Source organism: Candidatus Poriferisodalis sp. (genome assembly GCF_965208485.1).
In the GTDB taxonomy this organism is placed as follows: domain Bacteria; phylum Actinomycetota; class Acidimicrobiia; order Acidimicrobiales; family Poriferisodalaceae; genus Poriferisodalis.
Window position 1 is genome coordinate 3516875 of sequence record NZ_OZ242344.1, and the last position, 13185, is coordinate 3530059.

Here is a 13185-nt window from a genome sequence, read left to right on the forward strand (position 1 = left end):
AGATCGGAACCATGAGCGCACCGGCACCTGTGGGCATCGAGTCGCTGCGCGAGACGCTCGAGGGCATTGGGCCGGTGGTGGTCGCCTTCAGCGGCGGCGTCGACTCGTCGCTGGTGGCATGGGCGGCCAACGACGTGCTGGGCGACGACGCGCTGTGCGTCACCGCCGTCTCGCCCAGCCTCGCCGGCGACGAGAAGGACGACTGCGTCGCGCTCGCCCGCGAGTGGGGACTGCGGTGGCAGGCGGTCCGCACCGACGAGATGAGCGATGCCGCCTACCGGGCGAACGACGCCGATCGCTGCTTCTGGTGCAAGTCGGCGCTCATGGACGTGCTCGAGCCGCTGGCTGCCGAGCGCGACGCCACCGTGGTGCTGGGCGTCAACGTCGACGACTTGGGGGATCACCGGCCGGGCCAGCAGGCTGCCGCCGGTCGGGGAGCGCGGTTCCCGCTGGTGGAGACCGGTTTCACGAAGGCCGACGTGCGCCGGGTGAGCGAGAGGTTGGGCCTACGCACTTGGGACAAGCCCGCAGCGGCGTGCTTGGCCTCGCGGATTCCCTACGGGACGCCGGTGTCGGTGCCGCTGCTGGACCGGCTGGACCGTGCCGAAGCCGCATTGAGACGGCTCGGGTTCGGTCAGCTCAGGGTGCGCCACTACGGCGAGGTGGCCCGCATCGAGCTGGCGACCGACGACTTGGCGACTGCTGTCGCGCGGCGAAACGAACTGGTCGCCGCTGTCAAGGGCGCCGGCTATCGCTACGTCACCCTGGACCTCGAAGGCTTCCGCTCGGGCAACCTCAACGACGCGCTGGAGGCACCTAGCTCGCCGGCTCTGGAGACATCGCCGACGGAGGGGCTGGCTGGACCTGTTCCCGGCAACGCGGTGCCCGATAGCACTGGACCTGACGGACTTGGGGCCGACGGCATGTGCAACGAGCCCGCCGCAGGGGCCGGGCGATGAGCGTGACCGAGACGGATGCCGATGCTCCTGCGGTGCCGCCCGATGCCTTGATGCCACGATCAGTGGAGGAAGCCGCTGAGTTGCTGGCCGACGGGGCCGTTGGCGCATTGCCCGGCTGGGTCGAGCGCTGCGTGGCTTCGGCCTGCGAGCGCGCCGGCATTGCTCCTGCGGAACTCAGCGCTCCGGCGCATAACGCCGGGATGCGGTGTGCGGCAGAGGTCGGTTCTCGGTTGCGGGAGCTGCTGGCAACCGATGTGGACGAGCAGCAGACCACGCCCTTGAGTGTGCTGCGCAGCGCCGTGCGGTTCCCGACGCAAGTGCTGGCCGACGGCGGCGTGCCGGTGTCCGAGCGTGACGACTTCGATGCGTCCCGCTTTCCCGATGATCCCTACGACCTGACGCCGGCCTCGTTCGCCGACATCGATCCGGAGCTGGGTCCGATCGGCATCGCGTGGGGCGCGGCGAAGGCGTTCGAGGTGCTGCAGCGACGGCGCATTGACACAGCCGAGCCTGCGAGGCGCATTGACACAGCCGAGCCTGCGAGGCGCATTGACACAGCCGAGCCTGCGAGGCGCATTGACACAGCCGAGCCTGCGAGGCGCATTGACACAGCCGAGCCTGCGAGGCGCATTGACACAGCCGGGCAGCGGTGACGTCGTTCGGCGAGCGGCGAGCGGCGCTGGTCCGGACCGCCGACGCGGCCGAACTGCCGGCGGCGCTGTCCGATCTCACCGACGCTTGGCTGGCTGAGCGGTACGCCGCCGAGGCCGCTGAATGGGGACTGAACGGCGACCACGGCTCGGGCACCGGAGTGGCGCTCGTGGCAGTCGGCGGCTACGGCCGCGCCGAGCTGTGCCCCGGCAGCGACATCGACCTGTTGCTGCTGCACGACGGCCGCGCATCGCTGCTGGCGAGCCACGGTGCGCTCGGGGACAGCTCGCAGCGGGGCAACTTGGCCGACCGGCTCTGGTATCCGATCTGGGACGAGAAGCTGAAGCTCGGCCACGCGGTGCGCTCGCTGCTGGGGACGCTGGGGTTGGCAGCATCGGACATCGACACGGCGACGGCGCTTGCCGATGGCCGCCACCTGATCGGCGATGCGGACCTGACCCAGCGCCTGATCGCCGGCGTGCGGGACCTCTGGCGTGACGACGCAACGGGGCGGCTCGACGAGCTGCAGCGTGCGGTCAGCCGCTGGCACAGCCAGAGCGGCGAGGTGGCGTTCCGGCTGGAGCCCGATCTCAAGACGGGCCGTGGCGGTCTGCGTGACGCGCACGCGATTAGGTGGGCGCGGCTGGCCGGCGCTGAGTTGCCCGCAGCAGATACCGAACGCCTGGCCGACGCCTACCGGACGCTGCTGAGGGCGCGGGTCGACTTGCACCGCACCACGGGCCTGCGCAGCGATGTGCTGTCGGCCGACGATCAGGATGCGGTGGCCGAGCGGTACGGCGCCATCGACGCCGATGCCTTCATGGCCGACATCGCGCAGGCGGGGCGCGTCATCGCGTTCCTGTCCGATCAGCTGTGGTCGGGCGTTGCCCGTCGGCGCACCTCCTTCGAGGCACCGGACGTCGACATCGCCGGCTTGGCGGTTCGAGACGGCGAGCTGGTCATCGACGGCGACCCCGCCGCCGATGTCGTGCTGGTGCTGCACGCCGCCGTGCAGTCGGCCCGCGGCGACATCCCGATCAGCCGGGCCAGCCTCGACAAGCTGGCCGAGCGCCAGGCGCAGTTTCCCGATCCGTGGCCCCATGGCGCCCGTGACCTGTTCGTGGATCTGCTCGCCTGCGGGCACCGGGCCATCGACGTCATCGAGGCGCTCGACTACTTCGACGTGTGGACCAGGGTGCTGCCCGAGTGGGCGCCGAACCGCAATCGCCCCCAGCGATCCCGATACCACCGCTTCACGGTGGACCGGCACCTGCTCGAGGCCGTGGCCACGGCAGCGCGCTTCACCCACCGTGTGGCACGACCTGACCTGCTGCTGATGGGGGCACTGCTGCACGACATCGGCAAGGGCTACCCCGGAGACCACACCCAGGTCGGGATGCGCTTGGCGGGCCCGATCGCCCGGCGCTGCGGCTGGAGCGCCACCGACGCCGACACCTTGGTGCGCCTGGTGCAGCACCACCTGCTGCTGACCGACATCGCCACGCGTCGAGACCTCGACGACCCGCTGACCGTTGTCACCGTCGTCCGCGCCGTCGAGACTCAGGAGTTCCTGGAGCTGCTGGCGGTCATGACCGAGGCCGACTGCATGGCGACCGGTCCGATGGCGTGGGGGGACTGGACGGCGAACCTGGTCTCCGCACTCGTCGAGATGACCTCCGAGCACTTGAGCGGCGCGGATCAGGCCCAGTCCAGCCCCCGGCGCCTGCTGACTGAGGAAATCGTGGAGCTGATGGCCGCCGGCGAGACGGCGCTGCGGGTCGACGGAGACGTGCTCACAGTGGTCGCTCCCGACGAGCGCGGGCTGTTCAGCCGGGCGGCGGGCGTGCTGGCACTGCGCGGGCTGGACGTGCTGCAGGCGGACGCCTACTCGAGTCCCGCGGGCATGGCGGTGTCGTCGTTCCGCATCGTGCCGCCCGATGCGCCCGTCGACTGGGATCGGGTCATTTACGACGTGCGGCGGTCGCTGCGGGGCCACCTGGCGCTGGAGGCGCGCATCGCCGAGCGAGCCCGGGTGTACCGGCGGCGCCGAGCCCTGTCAGCCACCAGGGCTGCCACCGGGGTCAGCTTCGATGCCGAGTCGGCCACCGGCGCGACGATTGTGGAGATTCGCACCGAGGACCACATCGGCGTTCTGTACAAGGTGACGCGCGTGCTGGCCGAGATGGGCTTGGACATCCGCTCGGCCAAGATCCAGACGCTGGCGAACGTGGTGGTCGACTCGTTCTACGTGGTCGGCCCCGATGGGCCGGTCATCGACGAAGCACACCAGCGCGAGGTGAAACTGGCCCTGCACTACGTCCTGTCGTAGAGCTCACATTGCAAAAAACGGCTTTGCTGGCGCGTGGCACAGGGTTACAGTCGAAGTCCATGTACGGGTCTTGGCGAAGGCCCCAGAGACGCGAACAGGAATCGAAAACGTTCCGGGTGAGCACAGACCGGCCCCGCTTCGCGACACCCGGCCTGGATCGCAGCGGCCGTCCGTCGCGCGTGGCCGACTCGTGCCCGTCAGACCTTGACGATCTCCAGCGCTTCATCGAGCAGGAACAGCTAGCGGAAGCTGAATCCCTGACGACGGCGCCGGTTTCGAGCGGCGAGAGCCAAGAGCAGCGCGGCGATGATCGCCACGGCAATCCCCCAGACGATCGCGATGCGGGTGCCACGACTGGCCCGTTGAGCCAGCCGCTCGGCATCGGCATCGGCTGTCGCAATCTCGTGATCGACCATCTCGCCGACCACTCGCAGCTCCCGCGTGCCGTCTTCATTGCGCGTGTCGCTTTCATTGAGCGTCATCGCTCCCGACTCCGGCAGCCTGCCCGCACCGTTGGGCACCGACGCCTGCACCACCAGCGACACCAGCTCGTCCAGCGGAACGCCCGCCCGCGCCTCGATGTCCGCGATCTGCATGCCGAACCGCTCCCCTTCGAGCGCCTCGGCGGTAGCGGGGTTCACCAGCTCGCTGATCGGTCGGTCCAGCCCGACGGTGACGGTCAGCTCGTAGCGCACCAGCGCGCCGTCACGTGATCCCACATAGGTCGCGGACCTGAACAGTCCGGCCGACCCATCTGGAGGCTGGTCGATCTCAGCAAGCACGCCGGCCAGCTCGGAGGGTGACGAGAACCGCTTGGACGCGACCACGACAAGGCGCTCGCCTGCGGAGGTGTCCGAAAGCTGCCGGCTGACCTCCCAGCCCACCAGGTCGTCTGTCACGATCAGTTCAGCCAAGCCGGGCGTCCACCGCAGCACCTCTTCGTCGAAGACCACCTCGACGGTGACCTCGCCGGCGCCGTCGTGTGCGATGTCGATGTCGACAACGATGTCGACTCGGCAGCCCGCGGCCAGCAGCGCCATGGACACTGCCGCAACTGCAAGCGCAACGGTGAAGCGTCGCTGCGGCTGAGTGCGCGTTTCAGGCACCGGCGGGGGAGGCACCGTGCCCGTCATGGCACGGCTACTCGGCCGTTGCAGCCTCTTCGAGCTCGATCGGCCCGGGGTCGAAGCCCTCGATGGTGCGGAACACGATCTCGTCGTCCTCCACATCCACCACGATGATCTCGCCGGCGTGGAATTCCTTGTAGAGGATCCGCTCGCTCAGCGCGTCCTCAACGTGGTGCTGCAGCGCACGCCGCAGCGGCCGTGCGCCGAGTTGGGGGTCGTAACCGGTGCGGGCCAGCCATTCCTTGGCGGCGTCGGTCAGCTCGAGTCCCAGGCCCTGAGCCCGCAACTGGTCGCTGGTGCGCGAGATCATCAGGTCGACGATCTGGGTCACCTCCTCGACACTCAGCTCGTGGAAGACGATCGTGTCGTCGATGCGGTTCAGGAACTCGGGCCGGAACTGCGCCTTGAGCGCGTCGTCGACCTTCTCCTTCATCCGCTCGTAGCTCGCACCCTCGTCAGCCGTCGCGAAGCCCACCCGGGCCTTGCGCAGGTCGGCCGTGCCCAGGTTGGAGGTCATGATGAGCACCGCGTTGCGGAAGTCGACCGAGCGGCCTTGCGCGTCGGTCAGCCGGCCCTCTTCGAGGATCTGCAGCAGCGTGTTGAACACGTCCGGGTGGGCCTTCTCGATCTCGTCGAACAGCACCACCGAGAACGGCTTGCGCCGGACCGCCTCAGTGAGCTGGCCGCCCTCGTCGTAGCCGACGTACCCGGGCGGCGCGCCGACGAGGCGGCTCACCGTGAACTTGTCCATGTACTCGGACATGTCGAGGCTGATCAGCGAGTCCTCGTCGCCGAACAGGAACTCGGCCAGCGTCTTGGCCAGCTCTGTCTTGCCCACACCGGAGGGGCCCAGGAAGATGAACGAGCCGCCCGGTCGCTTGGGATCCTTCAGGCCGGCACGGGTGCGGCGGATCGCCTGGCTGACCGCCTTGATGGCGTCGTTCTGGCCGATGACCCGCTTGTGCAGGGCATCTTCCATCTTGAGGAGCTTCTGGGTCTCTTCCTCGGTCAGCTTGTAGACGGGGATGCCGGTCCAGATCGACAGCACCTCCGCGATCGTCTCTTCGTCGACCTCGTCGAACAGGTCGTGGCCCTCGGCCTTGGCCTGCGCCAGGATCTCGGTGCGGCGTTCGAGCAGTTCCTTTTCCTCGTCGCGCAGCTCACCGGCCGTCTCGAAGTCTTGCGACTCGACGGCCTGCTTCTTGCGCTCGGTGACATCGGCCAGCTTGGTCTCGATCTCCTTGAAGTCGGGCGGGGTCGACATGCGCTTGATGCGCAAGCGAGAGCCGGCTTCGTCAATGAGGTCGATGGCCTTGTCGGGCAGGTGCCGGTCGGCGATGTAGCGGTCGGCCAGGTTGGCTGCGGCCACGAGCGCCTGGTCGGTGATGGTGACCCGGTGGTGCTGCTCGTAGCGGTCGCGCAGCCCCTTGACGATCTCGATGGTGTGGCTGAGCGTGGGCTCGTCCACCGTGATGGGCTGGAAACGGCGCTCGAGCGCGGCGTCCTTCTCGAGGTACTTGCGGTACTCCTCGAGCGTGGTGGCGCCGATGGTCTGCAGCTCGCCGCGCGCCAGCATCGGCTTGAGGATCGAGGCTGCATCGATGGCGCCTTCCGCGGCGCCGGCGCCGACGAGCGTGTGCAGCTCGTCGATGAACAGGATGATGTCGCCGCGGGTGCGGATCTCCTTGAGAACCTTCTTCAGGCGCTCCTCGAAGTCGCCCCGGTAGCGGGAGCCGGCGACCAGCGCGCCGAGGTCGAGCGTGTAGAGCTGCTTGTCACGCAGCAGCTCGGGGACGTCGTTGTTGACGATCTTCTGTGCCAAGCCTTCGACAATGGCGGTCTTGCCCACGCCGGGCTCGCCGACGAGCACCGGGTTGTTCTTGGTGCGGCGCGACAGCACCTGCATGACGCGCTCGGTCTCTCGCAGCCTCCCGATGACCGGGTCGAGCTTCTTGGCCCGGGCGTCCGCGGTCAGGTTGCGCCCGAACTGGTCCAGCACCAGCGAGCCGCTCTGGGCGCTCTGCTCGCTGGCTTGGCCGGACGAGGCGCCGACGGTCTCGCGCCCGCCGCCGGAGCCGCTGTAGCCGGACAGCTGCTGGATGACTTCCTGGCGGACCTTCGAGAGATCGGCGCCGAGCTTGACCAGCACCTGAGCGGCAACGCCCTCCCCCTCGCGTATGAGCCCGAGCAGGACGTGCTCGGTGCCGATGTAGTTGTGGCCGAGCTGCAGGGCCTCGCGCAAGGAGAGCTCCAGCACTTTCTTGGCGCGCGGCGTGAAGGGAATGTGGCCGCTCGGCGACGAGCTGCCCTGCCCGATGATCTCCTCGACCTGGCTGCGCACCGCCTCGAGCGAGATGCCCAGCGACTCGAGCGCTTGGGCCGCGACACCTTCGCCTTCGTGGATCAGCCCCAGCAGGATGTGCTCGGTGCCGATGTAGTTGTGATTCAGCAGGCGCGCTTCTTCCTGCGCCAACACCACCACTCGGCGGGCCCGATCGGTGAAGCGTTCAAACACTGGGCCTCCTGGCGTGAGCCACCCACACGGGAGCTTCGGGTCTCCTGAGCGCAGTGTAACGATGCCCTGCCGGATCGCTCCCTCGCCATTTGGGGTTCCGCGCCGGGTGAGGGTCGCGCGGCACGAGTGTCGCAACGGTGCCGCTGTCGTTTACGGTTGCGCCGTGGCGCTCCTTTCGCCCCTGCAAACCCGGCCCTCTCCCGACGACGACTTGGCCCGCGTCGAGGAGGCCTTGAGGGCTGCTGCGGTCACCGGCGACGACTTCCTCACCGAGGTGACCTCGCATCTGATCCCCGCGGGAGGCAAGCGCCTGCGTCCGGCATTCGTCATCGCCTCGGCGCTGGCGCCTGACTCTGATGGCGCCGCGCACGAGGCGGTCACCGACGAGATGGTGCGTGGCGGCGTCGCAGTAGAGCTGGTGCACTTGGGCTCGCTGTACCACGACGACGTCATGGACGATGCGGAGACGCGGCGCGGCATCGAGGCCGTCAACCATCGCTGGGGGAACCTCAAGGCGATCCTGGCCGGCGATTTCCTGCTGGCCAAGGCGTCCGAGCTGGCAGCGTCGCTGGGCACCGAGGTCGCTGCCCTGCTGGCCGCCACCATCGGGAGGCTGTGCGAGGGACAGGTTCGCGAACTGCAGCTGATCTATGATCGCAGCCGTACCGAGGACCAGTACCTGCTCGCGATCCAGGGCAAGACCGCCGAGCTGTACGCCACCTCATGCCGCATCGGCGGGATGGTGGGCGGCGTCGACGGCGAGACCTTGGACCGCTTGACCAGCTTCGGGCGGGCCTATGGCATGGCATTCCAGATCGTCGACGACGTGCTCGACCTGGTGGCCACCGACGAGGAGCTCGGCAAGCCCTCCGGCAACGATCTGCGCGAGGGCGTCTACACGCTGCCGGTCATCCGCATGCTGGCGGACGGTCATCCTGCCAATGACTCACTGCGGGAGTTGCTGGGCGAACCGCTCGACGACGAGCGCCGGGACCGAGCCCGGACGATGATCGTGGACGGCCCCGAGATCGCTACTTCGGTGGACACGGCGCAGGGCTGCGTGTCTGACGCGCTCGACGCGCTGGCGCCGCTCGATGCGACGCCGGCGGTGATCGGGTTGCGGGCTGCGGCGTCGAACCTGCTCGGGACGCTGCCGCCGATCGCCTCGCGTGCGAACGCCGCGGGCCGATCCTGAGCGTGTCGGGGCACACCATGGGTCCCGTCTGGCCGGTCCGTCGCTGCTACCGCAGTGAACTGTGGGACCCCGGCCGGGGTCTGCCCTGGGAATGGGGCACCCGCACGTTCGCGATGGGCATCGTCAACGCCACCGAGGATTCGTTCTCGGGCGACGGCGTCGCCGACCGGCTCGACGAGGCGCTGGCGCTGACACGGGAGCTGGTGGCCGCCGGAGTGGACATCATCGACGTGGGCGGTGCGTCCAGCCGGCCCGGTGCCGAGTCCACACCGCGGGAGGTGGAACGACGCCGCGCCGTGCAGGTCATCGGCGCCGTGCGAGCCGAGCTGGACCGCATCGGCGCCGAGCTTCCGATCTCGGTCGATACGACCTGGGCCGAGGTGGCGGCGCCTGCTCTCGACGCCGGCGCGTCGGTGGTGAACGACATCACCGGGTTCTGCCTCGATCCCGACATGGCGCCGCTGGTGGCCGAGCGCGGGGCGGCCGCGGTGATCATGCACAACCAGCGGGGCCGGCTCCATACCGATCTCGTGGCCGACGTGACCGCCGGGCTGGAAGCAAGCCTGCTGATCTGTTCGGACGCCGGCGTGGGCACCGATCAGATCATCGTCGATCCAGGCTTCGGCTTCGGATTCGGCGTCTCGCAGAACCTCGAGATGATGCGTCGCCTGCCGGAGCTGTGGGCACTGGAGCTGCCGGTGCTCATCGGCACGTCGCGCAAGTCCACCATCGGCGCGGTCACCAACACCAAGCCCGGCGATCGCCTCTTCGGCACGGCATCCACCATCGTGGCCGCCATCTGCGCAGGCATCGACGTCGTACGGGTGCACGATGCGGCCGAGATGATGCAAGCCGTGCGCATGACCGACGCCATCGTGCGACCGCGTCGCGAGGACGGCTGATCCCGCGGCCCAAGAAACCCAGCCATCGGGAGCCATGAAATCAAATAATCTGATTTCATGGCAGACATCACTGCGACCGAGGCATCCCGCGGGTTGGCCGGCGTGCTCGACGCGGTCGAGCACCACGGCGTGTGCTTCACGGTGATTCGGCGAGGCAAGGCTCTCGCGCGCATCGAGTCCATCCGTCAGGGCGAGGGCCTCAGAGTCAAACAGCTGCTCGGCCGCGCGCAGCCGGATCCAGACTGGTTGCCCCAGTTGACAACTGTGCGCGGCCTGCTCGAGATTGATGCCCGCTGATGGCGGACTTGCTGCTCGACACCACTGTCCTGATCGATGCCGAGCGTTCCGACGACACACTTGATGAGATCATCGCCGACGAGGACACCATTGTTATCGTCGCCGTTTCGCTGCCCGATCTCAGCCAACCCGGTGCCGCCAGGGATCCGCGCCAATGCGGCAAATTGACCGAGCGTCGAATTCGGGTGTCAGCGAGGATTTCCTCATCCGACTCTTTCTCACGTAAACCGTCTTTCAATTCAGAAATACCAGTCAAGCGATAGAGCGCCGCGTTGATTCTGGTCTCGTCGCCTTCGTCGGTTTCGGACACCAAGAATCCGCCTCTGTGGATCTCGGCTACGGTCCGAGCTTCACGACGGCGTGACGGGTGCGACCGTGCCGTCAGGCATGAGCTGGGTGCGGGTGCCGTCGGCGGCTTCGCTGTAGAAGGTCGGCTGCCCCGACGCTTCGAGCGTGGCGAGCATGGCCGGCAGCGGCTCATCGACGCCGCGCAGGAACTCGATCACCAGATCGGGGCCGAGATGGTCGAGCATCTCGAACGGGCCGTGCACCCAGTTGAAGCCCCAGCGGATGGCGTTGTCGACGTTGGCGATGTCGTCGGCGATCTCGGGCACCAGATCGGCCGCATAGGTCAGCGTGCCGCCGAAGACGTGGCGGGCGAGCTCGCCCTGGACCGAGTCGGCAAACAGCACCTCGCCGAGGCCGGCGGGCACGCCTCCGAGATCGGGTGGCCCCGCAGCGCGCCATTCGCCGGTGACGAGATCGAAGGTCTCGGTCTTGCGCGATCCGTCATCCAGCTTGGTTCGCCGGCTGAATCCGCCGCCGGTCTTTCGCCCGAGCTGGCCCCGGTCGGCCATCGCTTGCTCCGTCTCAGGAAAGGCAGTGAAGTCGAGGCCCCGGTCGCCCGCTGGCAGGTTCTCGGCCAGGTTGGCGCCCACCAGCTCCATCACGTCGAGGCCGATGAGGTCGATGAGCCCGTACAAGCCCGTCGGCGGCAGCCCGATGGGCACGCCCAGCACGGCGTCGATGGTCTCCTGGGTCATGCCGCCGGCCAGGAACGGCTTCGCCACGTGCAGGCCCGACAGCATGAAGAAGCAGCCGATGCGGTTGCCGATGAAGTTGACGGTGTCCTTGGCATGGACGACGCCCTTGCCGAGCCGCTCGGCCCCGAAGCGTGCGAAGGCGTCGATCACCTCGGGTTCGGTGTCCTCGCCGGGCACCAGCTCGAACAGCTTCATCACCCGCACCGGGTTGAAGAAGTGGGTGATCGCCACGTCACGCCGGAACCGTTCGCTCATGCCCTCGGAGATCTGGCGCAGCGGGATCCCCGAGGTGTTCGACGAGATGACCGAGCCGTCGCTGCGGGCGGCTTCGAGCCGCTCGAACAGGTCGCGCTTGGTGGCTAGGTCCTCGATGACCGCTTCGCACACCCAGTCGTAGCCGGCGATGTCGTCGAGCCGATCGTCGACGGTGCCGATGTCGACGAGATCGCGGCATTCATCGTCGACGCCGTCCAGCGCTCGCTGGACCGCCTCGGGGTCAGTGTCGAGCACCAGCACCCGGCAGCCCGCTGCCGCTGACGCCGCGGCAATGCCGGCGCCCATCGTGCCCGCGCCGATGATTGCTACTGAATCAATGCGCCTCGCAGGCTCGGCCGATTCAATTGACGTCATCGACCCTGCCTATCGGGTTCCGGCGACTTCGCGGCCGATGATCTCTTTCATGATCTCGGTCGTGCCGCCGTAGATCGTCTGGATCCGGGCATCCGCGTACGCCTTCGAGATCGGGAACTCCGTCATGTAGCCGTACCCGCCGAAGAGCTGCAGGCACCGGGTGATCAGCCTCAGCTGCATCTCGGTCACCCACCACTTCGCCTCGGCGGCATCGGTGGCGGTCAGCTCGCCGGCGTTGAGCGCCTCGATCTGGCGGTCCACGAACACCCAGGCGATGTCCAGCTCGGTCTTCATCTCGGCCGGCTCGAAGCGAGTGTTCTGGAACGAGGCAATGGTCTTGCCGAAGGCCGTGCGCTCGGTGACATAGTCCACCGTCCAGTCGAACGCAGCCTGCGCGTGCGCCACGCCGCCCACGGCGATCGACAGGCGCTCCTGGGGCAGGTTTCGCACCAAGTGCATGAAGCCGTTGCCCTCGCCGCCGAGCAGGTTCTCGGTGGGCACGAAGACGTCGTCGAAGAACAGTTCGGCGGTGTCCTGGGACTTCAGGCCCAGCTTGTCGAGGTTGCGACCCCGCCGCCGCCGAATCGCTCGTCGACGGCGGTCGCCAGCAGGCCCACGTCTCCTGCCTTGCGGAACATGGCCTTGTCGACCTTGCCGTCGGCCTCCCACTTGGGGTGGTTGGGGACGATCTCACGCTCCACGAAGGCTTTGGCCGTCCCGCGGAACATCTCGTGCTCTTCGTCAAAGATGGTGCGCCGCATACGACGAGCGTATGTGGCTTCGCAGCTAGCGTCACGAGCCGTGAATGCCGGCGAGGGTCTGCACGACTGGAGCGCTGTCGAACGGGCCGCTGCCGCGATGCGGCGGCTGAATCGGGCGCTGGCGAATCGGCGCGTCGACGACGAGGTGCTCCACGAGGTCGCTGCCACCGTCGAGGCCGCCGCCGAGCGGATCGAGCAGGGCACGCTGCGCGTCAAGCTCGACGACATGCTCTCGCGGCCCTACCTGCGGGAGATCTACGAGGGGCAGTACTTCCCGCTGCCGCTCGAACCCGGTGACGAGATCGAGTTCGACCCGTTCTCGATCGGCGGCGGGCAGCTGCACCCCGCATCGGTGGACGTCAGGTACTTCAAGGAATCCGAAGATGCCGTGAGCGGCGAGGCCGTCGTGGATGCCATGTTCGCGGGACCTCCCGAGCGCACGCACGGCGGCGTGGTGGCGCTGCTCATCGACGAGCTGATGGGCGCGTTGAACCGCATGCGGGGCCGCCAGGCGTACACGGGCCGGCTGACCGTCCACTATCACGCCGCGACGCCGATCGGCGAGCCGCTGAAGCTGCGGGCATGGATCGATCACACGTCGGGCCGCAAGATCGTCCAGCACGCCAGCGTGCATGGCCCCGACGGTCTGTGCGTCAGGGCCGAGGGGCTGTTCATCATGCGCAAGGACGCGCCGCAGATGCCGGAGGATTGAGCTGGCTCTGGTGAGATGGCTGTCTCAAGCCCTGCTGCGCCGGCGCTGACGCTCAGTTCTGCCC

11 protein-coding genes and 1 pseudogene are annotated in these 13185 nt (G+C 68.2%); 8 read left to right on the top strand and 4 right to left on the bottom strand.

What is annotated here, in order from left to right; translation table 11 throughout:
• Positions 1-11: 11 nt before the first annotated feature.
• Genes larE through ACOGXQ_RS16475 form a run of 3 tightly spaced genes read left to right on the top strand, consistent with a single transcriptional unit; the run spans position 12 to position 3939 of the window.
• Positions 12-959, top strand: a complete 948-nt coding sequence (larE, locus tag ACOGXQ_RS16465; protein ID WP_419944689.1) for an ATP-dependent sacrificial sulfur transferase LarE — start codon at positions 12-14, stop codon at positions 957-959.
• Positions 956-1612, top strand: a complete 657-nt coding sequence (locus ACOGXQ_RS16470; RefSeq protein ID WP_419944690.1) for a hypothetical protein — start codon at positions 956-958, stop codon at positions 1610-1612. Before larE ends, ACOGXQ_RS16470 begins: the two co-directional genes overlap by 4 nt.
• Positions 1609-3939, top strand: a complete 2331-nt coding sequence (locus ACOGXQ_RS16475; RefSeq protein WP_419944691.1) for a [protein-PII] uridylyltransferase — start codon at positions 1609-1611, stop codon at positions 3937-3939. Before ACOGXQ_RS16470 ends, ACOGXQ_RS16475 begins: the two co-directional genes overlap by 4 nt.
• A gap of 239 nt (positions 3940-4178) precedes the next feature.
• On the opposite strand, the gene ACOGXQ_RS16480 is transcribed toward ACOGXQ_RS16475, so the two are convergent.
• Both ACOGXQ_RS16480 and ACOGXQ_RS16485 read right to left on the bottom strand, forming a co-directional pair.
• A complete protein-coding gene (locus ACOGXQ_RS16480) occupies positions 4179-5072 on the bottom strand; it encodes a hypothetical protein (RefSeq protein WP_419944692.1) in 894 nt (297 codons plus the stop codon).
• A gap of 7 nt (positions 5073-5079) precedes the next feature.
• Positions 5080-7581 carry an ATP-dependent Clp protease ATP-binding subunit gene (locus ACOGXQ_RS16485; protein ID WP_419944693.1) on the bottom strand — a complete coding sequence of 834 codons (2502 nt, stop codon included), beginning with the start codon at positions 7579-7581 and terminating at the stop codon, positions 5080-5082.
• A 163-nt stretch (positions 7582-7744) separates the two neighbouring features.
• Between ACOGXQ_RS16485 and ACOGXQ_RS16490 the strand changes: the two genes are divergently transcribed.
• From ACOGXQ_RS16490 to ACOGXQ_RS16505, 4 genes are read left to right on the top strand one after another with little or no spacing between them, the layout of a single operon-like run.
• Positions 7745-8776 (top strand): polyprenyl synthetase family protein, encoded by a 1032-nt coding sequence (locus ACOGXQ_RS16490; protein ID WP_419944694.1) that lies wholly within the window; start codon positions 7745-7747, stop codon positions 8774-8776.
• A gap of 17 nt (positions 8777-8793) precedes the next feature.
• Positions 8794-9678: a dihydropteroate synthase gene (gene folP / locus ACOGXQ_RS16495; protein WP_419944695.1), complete on the top strand. Its 885-nt coding sequence runs from the start codon at positions 8794-8796 to the stop codon at positions 9676-9678.
• A gap of 57 nt (positions 9679-9735) precedes the next feature.
• Positions 9736-9975 (top strand): type II toxin-antitoxin system Phd/YefM family antitoxin, encoded by a 240-nt coding sequence (locus ACOGXQ_RS16500; RefSeq protein ID WP_419944696.1) that lies wholly within the window; start codon positions 9736-9738, stop codon positions 9973-9975.
• The gene (locus ACOGXQ_RS16505; RefSeq protein ID WP_419944697.1) at positions 9975-10238 is read left to right on the top strand and encodes a hypothetical protein; all 264 of its coding nucleotides are present in this window, start codon (positions 9975-9977) and stop codon (positions 10236-10238) included. Before ACOGXQ_RS16500 ends, ACOGXQ_RS16505 begins: the two co-directional genes overlap by 1 nt.
• 87 nt (positions 10239-10325) lie before the next feature.
• On the opposite strand, the gene ACOGXQ_RS16510 is transcribed toward ACOGXQ_RS16505, so the two are convergent.
• Together ACOGXQ_RS16510 and ACOGXQ_RS16515 are read right to left on the bottom strand one after the other, a co-directional pair.
• Positions 10326-11648 (bottom strand): 3-hydroxyacyl-CoA dehydrogenase family protein, encoded by a 1323-nt coding sequence (locus ACOGXQ_RS16510; RefSeq protein WP_419944698.1) that lies wholly within the window; start codon positions 11646-11648, stop codon positions 10326-10328.
• 9 nt (positions 11649-11657) lie between these two features.
• Positions 11658-12409, bottom strand: a pseudogene (locus tag ACOGXQ_RS16515) (acyl-CoA dehydrogenase family protein).
• A 40-nt stretch (positions 12410-12449) separates the two neighbouring features.
• Between ACOGXQ_RS16515 and ACOGXQ_RS16520 the strand changes: the two are divergent.
• The gene (locus ACOGXQ_RS16520) at positions 12450-13121 is read left to right on the top strand and encodes a PaaI family thioesterase (RefSeq protein WP_419944699.1); all 672 of its coding nucleotides are present in this window, start codon (positions 12450-12452) and stop codon (positions 13119-13121) included.
• Positions 13122-13185: the final 64 nt, after the last annotated feature.